This window comes from Rhizobium azibense (assembly GCF_004342325.1).
In the GTDB taxonomy this organism is placed as follows: Bacteria; Pseudomonadota; Alphaproteobacteria; order Rhizobiales; family Rhizobiaceae; genus Rhizobium; species Rhizobium etli_B.
Map to the genome: position 1 here is coordinate 78534 of NZ_SMBJ01000004.1, position 17923 is coordinate 96456.

General features: G+C 60.5%; 17 protein-coding genes, 1 tRNA gene and 1 riboswitch. Of the genes, 9 read left to right on the top strand and 9 right to left on the bottom strand.

Annotation, left to right across the window (positions count from 1 at the left end):
• Positions 1-297: 297 nt before the first annotated feature.
• Complete coding sequence (locus tag EV130_RS10750) at positions 298-1386, bottom strand: quinone-dependent dihydroorotate dehydrogenase (RefSeq protein ID WP_074060096.1); 1089 nt, start codon at positions 1384-1386, stop codon at positions 298-300.
• On the bottom strand, positions 1383-1736 hold the full coding sequence (locus tag EV130_RS10755) for a DUF952 domain-containing protein (protein ID WP_074063041.1): 354 nt from the start codon (positions 1734-1736) through the stop codon (positions 1383-1385). Before EV130_RS10755 ends, EV130_RS10750 begins: the two co-directional genes overlap by 4 nt.
• A gap of 121 nt (positions 1737-1857) precedes the next feature.
• Between EV130_RS10755 and EV130_RS10760 the strand changes: the two genes are divergently transcribed.
• From EV130_RS10760 to EV130_RS10780, 5 genes are all read left to right on the top strand, one after another.
• Positions 1858-2256 (top strand): hypothetical protein, encoded by a 399-nt coding sequence (locus EV130_RS10760; protein WP_074060095.1) that lies wholly within the window; start codon positions 1858-1860, stop codon positions 2254-2256.
• Between the two features lie 89 nt (positions 2257-2345).
• On the top strand, positions 2346-2993 hold the full coding sequence (locus EV130_RS10765) for a response regulator (RefSeq protein WP_074060094.1): 648 nt from the start codon (positions 2346-2348) through the stop codon (positions 2991-2993).
• A gap of 103 nt (positions 2994-3096) precedes the next feature.
• A complete protein-coding gene (locus EV130_RS10770; RefSeq protein WP_074060093.1) occupies positions 3097-3762 on the top strand; it encodes a S24 family peptidase in 666 nt (221 codons plus the stop codon).
• A gap of 11 nt (positions 3763-3773) precedes the next feature.
• Entirely contained in the window at positions 3774-4514 is a 741-nt protein-coding gene (locus EV130_RS10775; protein WP_074060092.1) for a thermonuclease family protein, read from the top strand.
• A gap of 62 nt (positions 4515-4576) precedes the next feature.
• Complete coding sequence (locus EV130_RS10780) at positions 4577-4990, top strand: tellurite resistance TerB family protein (RefSeq protein ID WP_074060091.1); 414 nt, start codon at positions 4577-4579, stop codon at positions 4988-4990.
• On the opposite strand, the gene EV130_RS10785 is transcribed toward EV130_RS10780, so the two are convergent.
• On the bottom strand, positions 4987-5859 hold the full coding sequence (locus EV130_RS10785) for a transporter substrate-binding domain-containing protein (protein ID WP_132660254.1): 873 nt from the start codon (positions 5857-5859) through the stop codon (positions 4987-4989). The genes EV130_RS10780 and EV130_RS10785 overlap by 4 nt on opposite strands.
• 678 nt (positions 5860-6537) lie before the next feature.
• On the opposite strand from EV130_RS10785, the gene EV130_RS10790 reads away from it, so the two are divergent.
• The gene (locus EV130_RS10790; protein WP_074063040.1) at positions 6538-8535 is read left to right on the top strand and encodes a methyl-accepting chemotaxis protein; all 1998 of its coding nucleotides are present in this window, start codon (positions 6538-6540) and stop codon (positions 8533-8535) included.
• Between the two features lie 557 nt (positions 8536-9092).
• On the opposite strand, the gene EV130_RS10795 is transcribed toward EV130_RS10790, so the two are convergent.
• Positions 9093-9166: transfer RNA gene (locus EV130_RS10795), tRNA-Gly, on the bottom strand.
• A 44-nt stretch (positions 9167-9210) separates the two neighbouring features.
• Positions 9211-10305 carry a 2'-deoxycytidine 5'-triphosphate deaminase gene (locus EV130_RS10800; RefSeq protein ID WP_074060088.1) on the bottom strand — a complete coding sequence of 365 codons (1095 nt, stop codon included), beginning with the start codon at positions 10303-10305 and terminating at the stop codon, positions 9211-9213.
• Between the two features lie 73 nt (positions 10306-10378).
• Positions 10379-10457, top strand: a riboswitch (SAM riboswitch).
• A 46-nt stretch (positions 10458-10503) separates the two neighbouring features.
• On the opposite strand from EV130_RS10800, the gene EV130_RS10805 reads away from it, so the two are divergent.
• Both EV130_RS10805 and apaG read left to right on the top strand, forming a co-directional pair.
• Positions 10504-11688: an O-succinylhomoserine sulfhydrylase gene (locus EV130_RS10805; protein WP_074060087.1), complete on the top strand. Its 1185-nt coding sequence runs from the start codon at positions 10504-10506 to the stop codon at positions 11686-11688.
• A gap of 221 nt (positions 11689-11909) precedes the next feature.
• A complete protein-coding gene (apaG, locus tag EV130_RS10810; RefSeq protein ID WP_022713591.1) occupies positions 11910-12302 on the top strand; it encodes a Co2+/Mg2+ efflux protein ApaG in 393 nt (130 codons plus the stop codon).
• Here apaG and EV130_RS10815 read toward each other — a convergent pair whose 3' ends face one another.
• The 3 genes from EV130_RS10815 to EV130_RS10825 form a co-directional block, all read right to left on the bottom strand.
• Positions 12303-13298 carry an Hsp33 family molecular chaperone gene (locus EV130_RS10815; RefSeq protein WP_132660258.1) on the bottom strand — a complete coding sequence of 332 codons (996 nt, stop codon included), beginning with the start codon at positions 13296-13298 and terminating at the stop codon, positions 12303-12305.
• 93 nt (positions 13299-13391) lie between these two features.
• A complete protein-coding gene (argF, locus tag EV130_RS10820) occupies positions 13392-14309 on the bottom strand; it encodes an ornithine carbamoyltransferase (RefSeq protein ID WP_132660260.1) in 918 nt (305 codons plus the stop codon).
• A 41-nt stretch (positions 14310-14350) separates the two neighbouring features.
• Positions 14351-15550, bottom strand: a complete 1200-nt coding sequence (locus EV130_RS10825; protein ID WP_132660262.1) for an aspartate aminotransferase family protein — start codon at positions 15548-15550, stop codon at positions 14351-14353.
• A 426-nt stretch (positions 15551-15976) separates the two neighbouring features.
• On the opposite strand from EV130_RS10825, the gene EV130_RS10830 reads away from it, so the two are divergent.
• Positions 15977-16510: a GcrA family cell cycle regulator gene (locus EV130_RS10830; RefSeq protein ID WP_074060083.1), complete on the top strand. Its 534-nt coding sequence runs from the start codon at positions 15977-15979 to the stop codon at positions 16508-16510.
• 105 nt (positions 16511-16615) lie between these two features.
• On the opposite strand, the gene phoR is transcribed toward EV130_RS10830, so the two are convergent.
• Complete coding sequence (gene phoR / locus EV130_RS10835) at positions 16616-17836, bottom strand: phosphate regulon sensor histidine kinase PhoR (RefSeq protein WP_132660504.1); 1221 nt, start codon at positions 17834-17836, stop codon at positions 16616-16618.
• Positions 17837-17923 lie beyond the last annotated feature (87 nt).

Consider the following 17923-nt stretch of genomic DNA (forward strand, 5'->3'; position numbering starts at 1 on the left):
GACACCTGGTGGAACCAGTTGAGCCACTCCAAGCACTTAGGAAATCGCTGACTACTGCAACAGGATCTAAAGCCGCATACAGGAAGTTGAAGCGAAGGTTCCGCCTGACCGCCTCGATGGACGTCATCATCGGCGCGACTGGCCGACATCGCGCAACCGCTGATGTCATCTGCGGGCTATCTTGCGGCACTTGCGGTCTTCGTGCCGCTCGTCAGAATCACGGGCTATGTCTGTCGATGAACGCTTCCAGCTCTTCCGGCGCTTCTGCCAGGCCATGCCGGTGAAGCGGCGGGCCGATCAGACGCTCCGGGTCGCCCAGTGATCAACGCGCGTGTCTCGCAGTTGGCGGATCGACTTGACCTGCTCACGGTCGAGGAGCTTTGAAAGGCCGCGCACGATCTCGCCCGGAAGACCTGGACCCTCATAGACCATCCCGGAATAAAGCTGCACCAGATCGGCCCCTGCCCTGATTTTTTCCAGCGCCGTCTCCGCCGAGGAAACGCCGCCGACGCCGATGATCGGGAGCGCTGCGCCGACGCGCTTGCGCATTTTCGCAAGAACCGCGGTCGACTTGTCGAAAAGCGGCTTGCCGGAAAGACCGCCCGCTTCCTTCGCCTGCCGCTGATCCTTCAGACCGTGGCGGGCGAGCGTCGTGTTCGAGACGATCAGGCCCTCCAGCCCATGGGAGAGCGCTTCGGCGGCGATATCGTCCATGCCCTCCTCGGTGAGATCGGGCGCAATCTTGAGGAAGACCGGGATTTTTCGACCCGATCTCGCGGCCTCTTCATCACGGGCGGCAAGCACGGCAGAAAGAAGAGCGGCCAGGCTCTCACGTGCCTGCAGGTCACGCAGGCCCGGCGTATTCGGCGAGGAGATGTTGGCGGTGAAATAGCGCGCCACCGAATAAAAACGGCGGATGCCTGTTACATAGTCGGCGATGCGGTCTTCGCTGTCCTTGTTGGCGCCGATGTTGACGCCGATGATGCCCTTGCCGCGGATCGCCGACAGACGCCGGAATGCGGCGTCATGGCCCTCGTTATTGAAGCCGAGGCGGTTGATGACCGCTTCGTCGTCCACCAGGCGGAAGATGCGCGGGCGCGGATTGCCTGATTGCGGCTTGGGCGTCACCGTGCCGACCTCGGTGAAGCCGAACCCGAGCTTCAAGAGGGCCTCCGGCACTTCGGCATTCTTGTCGTAACCGGCCGCCATGCCGAGCGGATTTTCGAAGGTGAGGCCGGCAACCGTCTGCACCAGCCGCGGATCGGGCGAAATGCGGCAGGCGGGAACCAGGCCGGATCTCAGCGCGGCGATCGACATGCCGTGCGCGGTTTCGGGATCGAAGAGGAAAAGTCCCCTGCGGGCAGCGTGCCTGAACGCGCCGATCATGGCAGGAGTTCCGGGAAGATATGCACTCCGGCATCGTCGAGCGGCAGCGGCTTTTCCCAGATGACTGCCGAAAGCGGCAGTTCGGCGTAAAGATGCGGAAAAAGGTCGCCGTCTCTGGAAGGTTCGAAGATCAGCTTGTCGCTAAGCTTGCCGCTGTCGATGGCGACCAGCAGCAGGCCAGGCTGGCCTGAAAAAAACAGCGCCGCGGTCCGCCGCACCTGTCTTTCCGTCGACAGATGAATGAAATTGTCCTTGAGATCGATGCCTTCGCCGCGAAAAACGCCGCTTTGCCTGGCTTCCTGCCAGAGAGCCGCGGTCACGATCTTGTAAACGACGGGTGTCACGCTCATGATGGCCTCATGCAATGGCTGATGCTGTTGGTGAGAGCGCTTTGCCGGAAACGAACGGCGATGTCCACGGCTCCCCCAAGAAAAACAGGAAAGCCGCAACACAAATCCGGAGGATCATATCATGAAGACGATCGCAATCGGGATTGCTGCAATTCTTCTGCCGATGACGGCGCTTGCGGCCGAGCCGGACCCGGGCCGCTACCAGCTCGAGCGAAGCGGCGACCATTTCGTCCGCCTTGACAAGCACACAGGCGCAATGGCGCTTTGCGAGGAAAAGGACGGCTCGCTTGTCTGCCGCATGGCGGCCGACGAACGCGCAGCCTATGACGACGAACTCGACCGGCTTTCCGACCGCGTAACTGCGCTCGAAAACAAGAGCATCGTCAACAAGGCACTGCCCACCGATGCCGAGATCGACCGCTCGATCAGCATCATGGAGCGAATGATGAAAAGCTTCATGGGCATGGTGAAGCAATTCCAGGAGGAAGAAAAGTCCGCACCTCTTCCGCAGAAGACATGATTTGATGTAGTAATATAAGCGGAAGGCATGTGCGGCGCGAAGCTTCGCATACGAGGGGATGGAATCGAACTCTTGGGAGGGAGTTTTCGATGCAGGAACAAACGATCATCATTGCGGACGACCATCCGCTTTTCCGGGATGCGCTGCGCCAGGCCGTGACCGGCATGGAGGGGCAGCACGCCATCGTCGAAGCCGGCGATTTTACCGCCGCGCGTGCTGCCGCAACCGATCATCCGGATGCCGATATCATGCTGCTCGATCTTGCCATGCCGGGCGTCAGCGGCTTTTCCGGGCTGATGGCACTGCGTGCCGAATTCGCAAGCCTGCCGATCGTCATCATTTCCGCAACCGACGACGCGACGACGATTCGCCGCGCGCTGGAACTGGGCGCCTCCGGCTTCATTTCCAAATCGTCCGGCATCGAAGATATCCGCAGCAGCATCCAGACGGTGCTTGCCGGCGATATTGCGACGCCGGAGAATTATCGCGACGGCCATGAACAGGATCCGGACGTGGCCGATCTCATTCACCGCCTGCACACGCTGACGCCGCAGCAAAGCCGCGTGCTCACCATGCTCGGCGAAGGCCTGCTCAACAAACAGATCGCCTACGAGCTCGGCGTTTCCGAAGCGACGATCAAGGCGCATGTCTCGGCCATCCTCTTGAAGCTCAACGTCGACAGCCGCACGCAGGCCGTCATCCAGCTCGGCAAGATCAACATGGCGATGGTCGCCTGACTCCAAGGCAGGATTTTATTCCTCTTTCTTCTTTACTATGATAAAGCTTGGCGTTAGTCTTCCTGCCGATTGGAGAGCAGCACCGGGCGCAGGATCAGGCAAGATGCTGTCACACGAGCAGATTTGGGCAGCGATCGACAGGCTTGCCGAACGGCATGACCTGACGCCCTCTGGGCTTGCGCGTCGGGCTGGTCTCGACCCCACCTCCTTCAACAAATCCAAGCGGCTTTCTGCCGATGGCCGCCTGCGCTGGCCCTCGACGGAATCGATTGCCAAGGTACTCGATGCGACAGGCGCCACCGTGGAGCAGTTCATGGGCTTCATGCGGCCGGCCAACAGCTCGTCCGGGCTGCCGGATGGCGAATCCGAGCCGCGGGCAAGCTCCATTCCCCTGCTCGGCTTCGCTCAGGCCGGTGCGGGGGGCTTTTTCGACGACGGCGGTTTCCCGGCAGGCCAGGGATGGGATGTGGTGGAATTTCCGGCGGCCCCCTCGCACAAAGCTGGCGTCTATGCGCTCGAAGTGCAGGGCGACAGCATGATGCCGCTTTACCGCGACGGCGACGTGCTGATCGTCGAGCCGGGTGCGCAGGTGCGTCGCAACGATCGTGTCGTCGTCAAGACGCGCGAGGGCGAGGTGATGGCGAAAGTGCTGCTGCGCCAGAGCCCGCGCTCCATCGAACTCATGTCGCTCAATCCCGAACATCCGAACCGGACGATCGAGCTTTCCGATGTGGATTGGATCGCACGTATTATCTGGGCCAGCCAATAGGAAAATCTTCCATGCGGCCTGCAGCACTTCTGACAGCTGTTGCGGGAATAACAATCGTCGCCGGGATGCTGGCGGTGGGCAGCAGGCGATCTGCCGGGCCGGACGCCACGCAAGGCGCGAGCGAAGAACCCGTCACAACTGCGAAATCCGGGGAGACTCCAGGGCCGCCGCCTGCCCGATCCGATCCAAAGATCACGATGACTGCGCGGCCGGTTGACCAGGCAAGCCGATCTTATCCAGCACAGGCCGACGGCAAGCCGCTGGAACGGGTTGTAACGCCCAAGCCCGAAAGGCCGAAGCCGGAGCCGCAAAAAGCTGCGATCTTGCCGAGGCCGATTGCCGAGAGTGCGGGTATTCTCGGCTTCGGAAACAGGAAGCTGCGTCTTGCCGGTATCGTTCCGACACAGGCCGACAAGGTCTGCAAGGAACCGGACGGGAACGAATGGCCTTGCGGCATGCTGGCGAAGACGAATTTCCGGCTCTTCTTGCGGCTGCGCTCGGTCACCTGCGATCTGGAGGATGCCAACTGGACCGGCATCACGACCGCCTCCTGCAAGATCGGTGTGCAGGACCTTTCCGAATGGCTGGTGGAAAACGGCTGGGCGGATGCGGCCGACGGATCGGCGCTGGCCGAAGCCGGTGCGCAGGCCAAAGCGGAGAAGAAAGGCGTCTATGGCGAGGATCCGCGCAAGGGCGCGCCGCTGGCGCTGCCGCCCGCACCACAGCTGGACAATCCTCTCGATCCGAACTAGCGATCCCTTGTAATGGCGCACGGCAATTCCTAAACTCCTGCCGAAGCAGAGGGAATAACCGAATGAACAAGCCGCTTTCCGCCCATGACGCGCTGATCTACGTGATGGTGATGGCATCCGCTGTCGACAGCACGATGAATGACCGGGAAATGGAGCGCATCGGCCAGCTGATCGGCTTTCTGCCGGTCTTCAATGATTTCGACGACGACAAGCTGATATCCATTGCCCGCGACTGCGCCTCGCTGCTGGCCGGACCAGAGGGCCTCGATGTCGTTTTGGAAACGGTGAAGGACACGCTGCCTTCGCGGCTCTACGACACCGCCTACGCACTTGCCGTCGAAGTCGCCTCCGCCGACCTTTCGGTCAAGGCCGAGGAGCTTCGGTTGCTCAGCATGCTCCGCGACAGGCTGGAACTCGACAAGCTTACCTGCGCTGCCATCGAACGCAGCGCGATCGCCCGCTTCCGCAACGGTTAGTAGAGCCCGTTAGGGAAATAACGAAGGTAGATTTCCTGCAGACGGCCGTTTCTGGAAAGCGCTGCAAGCGCGTGGTCCAGCGCTGCGGTCAATACGCTGTCGTTCTGGCGAAGCATGATCGTCATGCCTTCGCCCAAAAACTGCTCCGACAGATAAGGGCCGTCGAAGAGCGGACAGCACCTTGCTGAGGCCCTGGAGGAAACCCAGAAGGACAATTGCAGGGCATCGGCAAAGGCGGCATCCACCTTGCCATCCTTCAGAGCAGAAAGCAGCGCTTCCTTGTTGTCGAAAGGCACGGCTTTTATCGCCGGGAAAAAGGCGGCGAGCATGGCCTCATGGACCGTCGCCTTGACGACGCCGACCGGACGCTTAACGAGAGATGCGGCAGTATTCCCGTCGATATTTGCCTTCGCATTGCGCACAAAGCGGGCCGGCAGCATGAGGTAAGGGCGGGTGAAGGTAAACTGCTTTCGCAAGTCCGCAGTCACGGCCAGTCCGGCGATGACGGCATCGCCCTGGGAGGCTGCAAGCGCGTCCTTGAGATCGGCGAAGGGCAGTGCCTGGATCTCGCATTTCGCAGCAACTTCCAATTCATCGCAGATCTCGCGGGCGAGATCGATGTTGAAACCCGCCAGTTTACCGTTCTGATCGGTGAAGTTGAAAGGCGGGAAGTCGACGGAGGTGAGAAAGCGGAGGCGGACGAGCGACGAAAGGTCCGGCTTGGCAAGTCTTTCGCGGGCATCAAAAAGCAGCGGCAGCGACGACGGCGTCTGCTGCGCAAAGCCAGGCGCCGCAGATGATGCAGCTAGAATCAGAATTACGGTCAGAATAGCCATAACTCTTGTAGAGGCGAGGAAATATTGTCTCATGTCCGGCTCATGGGGTCGGGGCATCGTCGCTCGGTGATCGTGTATCAGAGTCATGCGTTTCGGGGAATATGCGCCGGGCGCACCGTCTCGACGACGGCAAACGGCTGGATCAATGTGCGGCAGATCGCTCCGCTCGGCCTTGAGGAGCGGGATGGATGTACCGTCCGATAACGGCTCATGCCGAGGGCCCCTTATCCTGCCTGCCCAATCCTGTCGGCCCCCCTCTTCGATCCCTTGTAAAGGGATGGGCTCTTCATTCTGACCAGGCAAAGCGTAGATGGACCGCGGCAAACAGGCGACCCTGCTTCGATGGACCAGGCGCCGCTCGGCCGGCATAGGGCAAGCCGCCCGCAGCTCCGCACGAACCTTCTCTTCCTGGACAACGCGCTCACACTCCGGGCAAGAATCCAGCACAGGAAATCGCACGTAGCGTCCAAGCAATGGGCGCCTCGAATTTACTGGGGACCTGCTTCCAACATTAGGCCCCCGTTAAGCAATATCGACTCTTATGCCGCAAACGACGACGGCTTTTTTCAGCCGGCTGCATGACGCAGGCGTCGAGCCTCATCAAATCATTTCGAACATGCCGCAGCTCCATGCCGAGTTTCGAACCATTGATTTTCCAGAATGCCGGGCAAGCAGAAGGCCCAAGAAAGCGGGTAATTTTCGATGCGAACATTGCTGAAGAACCTGAAAATCCGAACCAAGATCGTGTCCATCCTCATGGTCCTGGGCGTGATTGCCATGGGCGGCCTGATTTACGTCATCACCGAATTCCGTCATGCGGATGAGAGATATAGTGCGTTTATCGACCATGAAGCATTGGCGGCCATGCAAGGTGCGCGCGCCAGCGCGTCTGTCGTCGCCGCAGTGCTGCAGACCACGAGGCTCTCGAGCCTGAAGGCGGGCACGCCCGCTTTTCATACCGCGCTTTCTACACCGAACAAGCTGCCGCAGGCGCGTGACCTTCTTAACCAGGCGGCAGCTCTGGTGCCCAGCCGCAAGCCGGCGATCGACGATATTCTCAACGCAATCGCCGAAATAGAAACGATTTCAAGCAGGGTCGCCGAAATGAGCAAGGCCGGCGACAGTGCCGCAGCCCAGATTGCCGCCGCTCAGCTGAATGCCAAGCTCACCGCACTGACCCCGAAGATGACGGCGAATAACGATGCCTTGATGTCAATGCTCAACGATGGCGGAGACGCCGTTTCGGCAAGCGTCAATGAGCGCATCAATCTCTGCCTTGCCATCATCGCGGCGGCCGTTATAGGCGCAATCGCGCTCGGGATCGTGATCGCACAGGCCGGCATCACGTCGCCGATGGCAAAGCTTCGTGAGCGAATGACGCGCCTTGCCGAAGGCGAGACCGACAGCAATGTCCCGGGCCTCGAGCGCCGCGACGAAGTGGGCCAGATGGCCGAAGCGCTCGAAGTTTTCCGCAACAGCGCGATCGAGCGCATCCAGCTCGAAAACCAGGCGGAAGTCGATCGCAACCTGACTGATGGCGAACGTCGCGAACGCGAAGCCCAGAAAGCCCGCGAAGCGGCGGAATTTTCCGGCGCGGCCGAGGCGCTCGGGGACGGGCTGCGCCGTCTGGCATCGGGCGATCTCGCCTCCCACATCGATGTTCCGTTCGCAGAACATCTCGATGGATTGCGCCGCGACTTCAACCATTCGGTCGAAAAGCTGAACGAGGCAATGCGCACCGTCGGCTCCAATGCGCGGGCGATCGGCGCGGGGGCGAACGAAATCCGTTCATCAGCCGACGAACTTTCCAGGCGCACGGAGCAGCAGGCCGCCTCCGTGGAGGAAACCGCCGCCGCGCTGGAAGAGATCACAACGACTGTAAAGGACGCCGCCCGCCGCGCGCAGGAAGCAAGCGAGCTCGTTGCCCGCACCCGCGCAGGCGCCGAGAAGTCCGGCGAAGTCGTCCGCAATGCCGTCAAGGCGATGCAGCAGATCGAACAGTCCTCGGCCGAGATCAGCAATATCATCGGCGTGATCGACGACATCGCCTTCCAGACGAACCTTCTCGCGCTCAATGCCGGCGTCGAGGCAGCTCGTGCAGGTGAAGCGGGCAAGGGCTTTGCGGTCGTTGCCCAGGAAGTGCGCGAACTGGCGCAGCGTTCGGCGAATGCGGCAAGGGAGATCAAGTCGCTGATCACCAATTCCGGCACACATGTCCAGACCGGCGTTGCCCTGGTCAGCGAAACTGGCAAGGCGCTCGACGCCATCGTTCATGAGGTGCAGGAGATCAACCAGCACGTCCATGCGATCGCGGAGGCTTCCCGTGAACAATCGACAGGCCTGCAGGAAATCAATACGGCCGTGAACACCATGGACCAGGGCACGCAGCAGAATGCCGCCATGGTCGAAGAGAGCACGGCAGCAAGCCACAGCCTGGCAACGGAGGCCGCCGCACTGAACGAACTGCTCGGCCAGTTCAAGCTGGGCGGAACGGACAGCTTCATCGCAGCGGCACGTTCGACGCCGCAAGCACCAGCACGGCCTGTGGCGACCCGCCCGGCGCCGGTTTCAAAACCCCCAATCCGCGTGGCGACAGTGAGCACGCGGCCCGCCGCTTCGCCTGCCCGCGCGCTTGGCAGCAAGCTTGCCGGCGCATTCGGCATGAACAGCGCTTCGCAAAACAAGGAGGCCGACTGGACAGAATTTTGAGTGGCACCACCAGCACGGCTCCGGCACGGGCACTCCTCCGTCCGAGCGCGGCGCAAAGCGCGTGACGCCGCCGATACAGGGCGTTGAACCCGTCCGATCGAAACGGGATCGTGAACGCAAACCAGGAGCGTGCCTGCAGCGCGCTTCCCCTTTATAGAAGGCTGGGAAAGGCGGCGGGGTATTGGTGTCAAGCTCAACCCATCCAACTCCAGTCTTCGTTCGCTGCAGCCGCTTTCACGGCATCTCTATGGTCCAGCGTGTCGACAGGCAGCGTTATCCCAGAAAGAGGGCGAACCGACACGGCAACCGATGCGAATTCCAGAGATCTTTCCGGCAGCCTTCCATCTGCTGGCCCGTGCCGCTCTTATTCGCTCATTCGTGGCCCGCTTTCTGCGCGACTTGTTCTGCCCTAAGAACCGGAAAGCGTTTTGCGAAGCTGGCATGCGCTTCTACGCCCTATGCCGGTCTTCGAGACACATGATTACATGGCGCTGCGGGGAAGCGGCAGGTGTCATTCGATCTGTTGCCGATGTATCCGGGCTGGACAAAAAGACAGCTGGAGCGGGTGAAGGGAATCGAACCCTCGTATTCAGCTTGGGAAGCTGCTGCTCTACCATTGAGCTACACCCGCGATGACAGAAGCCTTCCAACAGAAGGATGGCGGTGTCAAGGCTCTCAGATGCGGAAGTGCTTCGACAGTTTCAGTCCCTGGGCCTGGTAGTTCGATCCAAGACCGGAGCCATAGAGGCTTTCGGGCTTCTCCAGCATGTGCTCGTAAACCAGGCGGCCGACGATCTGGCCGTCTTCCAGAATGAAGGGCACTTCATGGCTGCGGACTTCGAGAACGGCGCGACTGCCCATGCCGCCGGCAGGCGCGTGGCCGAAACCTGGATCGAAGAAGCCGGCGTAATGCACGCGGAACTCGCCGACGAGCGGATCAAAGGGTGTCATCTCGGCTGCGTAGTGCGGCGGAACATGTACGGCTTCACGCGAAACGAGGATATAGAACTCATCCGGATCGAGGATCAGTTCGTTGCGGCCGCGGCTGTAAAGCGGCTCCCAGAAATCGAAGATATCGTGCTCAGCCTTCTTATCGACATCGACGACGGCCGTGTGATGCTTGCCGCGGTAGCCGATCAGGCCATCCTTGTCGCCCGCCAGATCGATCGACAGCGCAATGCCGCCGCCGGAAACGTTCGGCTTGGAGCTTGCAACCAGCGTTTCTGCATCATGCAGCGCCTGCAGTTCCGGCTCGCCCAGAATTGAATGCCCGACGCGGAAGCGGATCTGCGAGAGGCGCGAGCCGCGGCGCACGACGACCGGGAACGTGCGCGGGCTGATTTCCAGGTAGAGCGGGCCAGAATAACCGGCAGGAATCTTGTCAAATTCCTGCGCGTAGTCGGTAATGACACGGGTGAAGATGTCGAGGCGGCCGGTCGAGCTCTTGGGGTTGGCCGAGGCGGACATTTCAGCGGGAAGATCGAGCCGCTCCATGAGGGGCACAATATAGACGCAGCCCGTTTCGAGCACGGCACCTTCGGAAAGGTCGATGACGTGCAGGCTCAGCCGGTCGAGCTTGTCGGCAACGAGATGCGAGGGGCCCGGCATGAAACTTGCCCGGACGCGGAACGCCCTGGCGCCCAGGCGCAGGTCCAGGCTTGCCGGCTGAATCTGATCGCGGTCCAGTTCCCGCTCACTCGTGAGGCGGCCCAATTCAAACAGCGCCGCAATTGCGCGATCGGCCAAGATTCCAGTTTCGCGAGCCATCATGCTCCATCCATAATTTGCCCCAGACAAAACCAAACTCAAGGAATTGACGCAAGAAGCTAACAGCAGTATTGCAGCTTTATCCCGTGGTGATTTGGCCGGTCGGCTTGCAGCCACGTTAAAGAAGTGGCTAAAAAGACCGGGTATGAAACCGGTCTGCATTTGCGGCCGGTTTTTTTGTTGTTTGAAGGTGGTGATGGCATGAGCAAGACTTGGCGCCCGGCAACCCAACTCGTTCACGAAGGGACGTTGCGCTCGCAATATGGCGAGACTTCGGAAGCGATCTTCCTGACGCAAGGTTTCGTCTATGAGACTTCTGAAGCTGCGGAAGCGCGCTTCAAGGGTGAGACAGACGGCTTTATCTATGCCCGATACGGAAGCCCTACCAACGATATGTTCGAAAAGCGCATGTGCGCTCTTGAAGGCGCCGAAGACGCCCGCGCCACCGCTTCCGGCATGGCTGCCGTCACCGCGGCGATTCTCTGCCAGTTGAAGGCTGGCGACCATATCGTTGCCGCCCGCGCGCTCTTCGGCTCCTGCCGGTGGGTGGTCGAAACGCTTGCACCCAAATACGGCATCGAATGTACGCTCATCGACGGCCGCTATCTCGAAAACTGGGAGAAAGCAATCCGCCCGGCCACAAAGGTCTTCTTCCTTGAAAGCCCGACGAATCCGACGCTGGAAGTAGTCGACATCGCAGGCGTCGCCAGGCTCGCCGACCAGATCGGCGCCAAGGTAGTCGTCGACAACGTCTTCGCAACGCCGCTCTTCCAGAAGCCCCTGGAACTTGGCGCCCATATCGTCGTCTATTCCGCGACCAAGCATATCGACGGCCAGGGCCGCTGCCTCGGCGGCGTCGTCCTTTCAGACAAGGAATGGATCGACGAAAACCTGCACGACTATTTCCGCCATACCGGTCCGGCCATGTCGCCGTTCAATGCCTGGACGCTTCTGAAAGGCATCGAAACCCTACCGCTTCGCGTCAAGCAGCAAACGGCTAGTGCCGCCAGGATCGCGGACTTCCTTGCCGAACAGAAGCAGGTGGCCAAGGTGATCTATCCGGGCCGCAAGGATCATCCGCAAGCCGATATCATCGCCAGGCAGATGTCCGGCGGATCGACGCTCGTCGCCTTCGAGCTGAAGGGCGGGAAGGAAGCAGCCTTCGCGCTGCAGAATGCGCTCGATATCATCAAAATCTCGAACAATCTCGGCGATTCAAAGAGCCTGATCACGCATCCGGCCACCACGACGCACAAGAACCTGAGCGATGACGCCCGCGCCGAACTCGGCATTTCCCCCGGCACCGTTCGCCTTTCGCTCGGCATCGAAGATGTCGAGGACCTGATCGATGATTTCGCTCAGGCTCTTTCAAACGTTAAGTCCTGACTGCAATAGCGACGGCCGGACCTTGCCGGTCCGGCCACATGCTCCACCTAAGAAATGTCGCAGGAGTTCCGCATTAATACGGGAATTAACTTCGAAAATTAGGATTAATGCTCGAAACGACGTGCAATCATCGCGGTTTGAAGGATGATGCGTGTGCCGTTTCTTGACGGATCGAGCGCTGTATAAGATACGGGTAACATATCCTGGCTATGGTGTAAGGCATGTACCGCGCCCTCACACGAGATATCGAAGTTGTCGTCGAGCCATTTTATCTGGAGGAGCAATCCGATCCGGATGATGATCGCTATGTCTGGGGCTATCGGATCGTGATCAGCAATAATTCGGACCTGACGGTGCGGCTCATCAATCGCTACTGGAACATCACCGATCAGAACGGCCTGGTGGACGAGGTGACCGGTCCTGGCGTCGTCGGCGAGCAGCCCCGGCTGGAACCTGGCGACACCTACGAATACTCCTCCGGATGTCCGCTCGATACGCCTTCTGGCCTCATGTTCGGGCACTACCAGATGGAAACGGAGGACGGCGAGCTTTTCGATGTCGAAATACCCGCCTTCTCGCTGGACTCTCCCGGGCTGCTCAGGGTGCTGAATTGATCATTCAGCAGCCGATGCGACTTCCACGACCTCAAACCGGTAGGTCGTGGAACAGAATTCGCAGGTAACGGCAATCTCGCCATTCTCCTGGCTGGCGTCGATCTCGTCGTCCGAAAAGCCCTTCAGCACATTTTTGATCTTCTCACGCGAGCAGCTGCAGCGGTCGAATACTGCCCGGGTACTGAAAACACGCACGCCACGCTCGTGGAAGAGACGGAAGAGCAGGCGTTCGATGCCGACCTGCGGATCCGTCAGTTCGTCCGCATCGATGGTGTCGACCAACGTTCGCGCTTCGGTCCAGGCGTCGTCTTCCTTGTGTGCCAGCGCAGCGTTATCACCGTCGCCGCCGTGGAGGTCAGGCTGGCGCATGCGCTCCGGCGCTTCCGGCAAAAACTGCGCAACGAGTCCGCCGGCGCGCCAGCGGTGGCGCGCCTTCCCCGCCTCGTCGCGGTCAAACAATTCGGCGGCAGCCAGGCGCACGCGCGTCGGGATTTGCTCCGACTGACGGAAATATGTGCCGGCAATATCCTCGAGCGAGGTGCCGTCGAGTGCGACGATGCCCTGGTAGGGCTGGCTGAACTTGCCCTGGTCGATGGTGAAAGCCAGCACGCCCTTGCCAAGAAGCTGTTCCGGCTCGGTTTGGTCGGCGGCGACTGCCTTGTCGAGCAGGGCCTGATCGAAGCGCGCATAGGCACGCACGTTCTCCGGCGTCGCGAAATCCGCGACGAGGAGGTCGACAGGGCCATCGCCCTTGGTCTGCACCGTGAACTTGCCTTCGAACTTGAGCGACGTTCCAAGAAGCACCGTCAGCACGATAACTTCGGCCAGCAGCCGGGCAACGGGTGCCGGATAGTGATGACGCTCGAGGATTGCATCCAGCATGGGACCGAGCTGGACAGCGCGGCCGCGCACATCGAGGCCCTCTACCTGGAACGGGACAACGTGATCATCACCGGCGAAATCGAATTCGCCGAGAGCACTTGCGGTTTCTGCCATGGTCTTACTCCTAGTAGTCCGAGCGGCAGACCAGAAGTCTCTCCACTCGCGCGGCCACGAGGCCATCAGGCCAAAGGTGGCGCCCAGTATGGTTCAGATCACTCCCAGGCACCATGCAAGAATCGATTTTTGAGCGTGAAGACGGTTTTCCGCCTCGTCAAAAACCACGGATTGCCGGCCGTCGATCACTTCATCCGTCACTTCCTCGCCACGATGGGCGGGCAGGCAATGCATGAACAATGCGTCCTTGCCGGCCTTTGCCATCAAAGCCGCGTTGACTTGATAGGGCTGGAAAACGTTGTGACCGCGGGCCCGATGTTCCTGATTCATGGAGACCCAGGTATCGGTTACCACGCAATCGGCACCCTCGACCGCACGGTCGGCATCATGGCCAAGCATGATTTGGGCGCCCTCGTTGCGGGCCCAGTTCAGATAGTGATCCTTCGGCTCGGAACCAAGAGGCACGGCCATGTTCATGCGATAGCCGAAACGGGCAGCACCTTCGACCAGCGAATGCAGCACGTTGTTGCCATCGCCGGTCCAGGCAAACGTCTTGCCTTTGACGGGACCGCGATGCTCCTCGAAGGTCATGATATCGGCCATGATCTGGCAGGGATGCGTGTCGTCCGTCAGCGCGTTGATGACCGGCACCGTCGCGCGTTCGGCAAGTTCCAGCATGCGGTGATGCTCCGTGGTGCGGATCATGATCGCGTCAACGTAACGCGAGAGCACCTTTGCGGTATCGCCGATCGCCTCTGCGCGGCCGAGCTGCATCTCCGTGCCGGAGAGAAAAAGCGTCTCGCCGCCAAGCTGGCGCATGCCGACGTCGAAGGAGACGCGCGTGCGCGTCGAGGGCTTCTCGAAAATCATTGCCAGCATCTTGCCTGCGAGCGGCTTATCGCCCTTACCGGCCTTGAAGGCCTGTTTGCGTACGATCGCATCATCCATGATGGATCTGAGATCGGATGCAGATACCGCAGAGAGATCGAGAAAGTGTTTGGGGGAAGCCATGTCGTTCTTACCTGTATGCCCCTTGAGAGGCGTCTATGCGTTCAAGCCGTCTTCTTGGTCTTTGCGGCGCGAATGCTTTCGGCAGCGCGCTCCACGCGGGCAAGCCCCTCGCGCGCTTCCTCCGCCGTGACGACCAGAGGCGGAAGGAGACGGATTACATTTTCGCCGGCCGGAATGGCCAGAAGATGAGCAGCACGAATGGCCTGCAGCAGATCGGAAGACGGGACGGCTGCCTTGATGCCGAGCATCAGGCCTTCGCCGCGTACATCCTCGATTACGTCCGGATAGCGGTCCTTCAGCGAGGCAAGGCCCTGGCGGAAAACAAGCGCCACGTCGCGCACATGTTGCAGGAAACCCTCCGCCAGGATGACATCGAGCACTGCGCTGCCGACCGCCATGGCAAGCGGATTGCCGCCATAGGTGGAACCATGCGTGCCAGCCTTCATTCCGGAAGCGGCATCCGCGGTCGCAAGGCAGGCGCCGAGCGGGAAGCCGCCGCCGATGCCCTTCGCCACCGCCATGATATCCGGCGTCACGCCGGACCATTCGTGGGCAAAGAGCTTGCCCGTGCGGCCGACGCCGGACTGAACCTCGTCAAGAATCAACAACAGGCCCTTCTCGTCGCAGATCTGGCGGAGCGCCTTCATGAATTCGTGCGTCGCCGGGCGAATGCCGCCCTCCCCCTGCACAGGCTCTATGAGAATGCCTGCCGTTTCATCCGTGATCGCGGCGCGCACCGCCTCTATATCGCCGAACGGAACCTGATCGAAACCCGGTGCCTTGGGGCCGAAGCCCTCGAGATACTTCTCCTGGCCGCCGGCAGCGATCGTCGCCAGCGTACGGCCATGGAAAGCGCCTTCGAAGGTGATGATGTGGAAGCGTTCCGGATGGCCCTTGGAATACTGATAGCGGCGCGCGGTCTTGATCGCGCATTCCAGCGCCTCGGCCCCGGAATTGGTGAAAAATACTTTATCGGCAAATGTGACGTCGGTCAGCCGCTTGGCAAGCGCCTCCTGGCCTGGAATTTCATAAATGTTCGACAGGTGCCAAACTTTGTCGGCCTGCGCCTTCAACGCTTCGACGACATGCGGATTGCCGTGGCCGACGGACGTTACGGCAACGCCGGCGCCAAAATCCAGATAACGCTCGCCACCCTCGGTGATCAGCCACACGCCCTCACCTCGCTCGAACCGCAAAGGGGCGCGAGAATAGGTGTCATAAAGCGGCGCGGCTTGAGCCATGACGCGGTCTCCTGTTGTCGTTTGGGCAACCGGACTCCGGCTAAATACCAGGTCCGAAGAATTAAAAATGCCGCCTTTCGGCGGCGAGGGTCACTATTTACGTTTCGCGCCGCAATGTCAACAAAACTGCGGATTTCCGCGCGTACGGCAGGCAGGCCGCCGCCAGGCAAGCTATTTATCAACAGCTAATGTTGCAGAAATGACTCGCTCGGGAAGCAAGTTGGGGAAAACTTGAAATTCGATTCATCCGGATTCCCGCGACTCTTGTCACGGAGTCAGCCTCACACTAGGTTAAAACTCAATTACTAGACTGCATGCGGCGGAACTAGTCACCACAATTGGTCAGGCGTTTCCTGCTTCGGACGTGTCCGGAGCAACGGTGAGGGATTCTGCCTTCACAACGGCGCTAAACGGCGGAGACAGGGCATGAACTGGACAGACGAGCGAGTCGAAAAACTCAAGAAGCTTTGGTCCGAAGGGTTGAGCGCGAGCCAGATCGCGGCGCAACTCGGGGGAGTGAGCAGGAACGCAGTCATTGGCAAGGTCCACAGGCTTAGCCTTCCAGGCCGCGCCAAGGCTGGCGGCGCGACCACTACGGCACGCGCGCCGAAGCGCAACACTTCGGCTGTCCGCGCACCCAATTATGCATCGCGGATCGCGACCCGCACCGTCACGCGCCAGCAGGGCGCGACGATGCTCAAGGAAGAGGTCGAAATCGATCTCATGGAGGAGATGGACTATCGTCCGGCCGCAAACGTCGTCGTGCCGATCTCCCGCCGTCTCGGCCTGACGGAACTCACGGAGCGTACCTGCAAGTGGCCGGTTGGCGACCCGCTGAAGGACGACTTCCACTTCTGCGGCTGCGACAGCCCGGACTCTTCCCCATATTGCAGCTATCACCAGCGCATGGCCTACCAGCCGGTCAACGAACGCCGCCGGACCGCAGCCCGCGCAAGCTGAGCCGGATAAGTATCAAACGGAAACGGGTCCCAGCGGGCCCGTTTTTTTCGTCTGGCAATTGCCACTCCGACTTCAAGTCACGACCAATACTCAGGCTTGACGTTGTCAGAAACGCACGGTGAAGTCTGTTCCCTTGCCGATTTCGGAGCTGACGATCAGCCGTGCGCGGTGGCGCGTCAGGATATGCTTGACGATCGCCAGACCGAGACCGGTGCCTTTCTTTGAGCGGCTATCCTCGATATTGACCCGATAAAAGCGCTCCGTGAGGCGCGGCACGTGCTCTGCGGGAATGCCCGGGCCCTTATCCGCGATGCTGACTTCAACCGCCTCGCCGGATGTATTTTTGACGCGAACATCGACGACCTTGCCCTCCTGGCCGTACTTGCATGCATTCTCAATCAGATTCTCAAATACCTGGACCAGTTCGTCACGGTCTCCGAGAACCTCCGCCTTGCCTTCCGGCAGGTGCAGATTGATCTCGACACCAACCTCCGTGGCAAGCGGCACAAGCGCGTCCCTGACATGGCCGAGCAGCGGCACGAGATCGACCTTTTCGTCCGGTGCGATGTGCGACTTGAGCTCAAGACGGGAAAGCGAGAGAAGATCGTCGACAAGACGGCTCATGCGGGTCGTCTGGTCGAACATGATGCCGAGGAAGCGCTCCTGCGCCTTCGGATCATTCTTTGCCGGACCCTGGATGGTCTCGATGAAGCCGCGGAGCGATGCAAGCGGTGTCCGCAGCTCATGGCTGGCATTGGCGACAAAATCCGACCGCATGCGATCGATACGCCGCACCTCGGAGATATCGCGGAACGAAAGCAGGAAGAAGTGCTCGCCATTCCCGGTACCGCCGAGATCGATTGGCGCGCTGCGAACAATGTAGACGCGCTCCGACGGCAGGCGCTCGGAATGCTCGATTTGGTTGGGAGTATTGGTGGCGATCGTCTCTCCCAGCATGTCCAGAATGCCCGGCGAGCGCAGGCGTGCAGAAATATGCGCCCCGATCGCCACTTCTCCAAAGGCCTTTTCCGCGGCCCGGTTCTGGTAGAGAACGGAGGCATCGCCTGACAGCAGCATCACGGGTATATCGAGGCCAGCCAGCGTTGCGGAGACGGCGGGCAGCAGACTTGCGGGCGCTTCCGGTTCGGCTTCCGGCTCTTTCGCAAGCTTTGCCTGCACGGCCGGCATGCTGTTTAAGAGCACAATGGCGATCATGAAGACAAGAAGCGCCAGCACCGCCCACTTGTTCATGCCGGCCGCTAGCGCAACGAGACCGATGACGATCGCCGCGAGAAGGACCGTTCGCTGCTGCCGGATGCGGGCCACGAGCCCCGTTGTCCATGGCGTTTCGTCTTCCAAGTGTTCCTCGCCCCGTCGAGTCGTTCTTATGTTCAAACTCTGCCTGATAGCGAT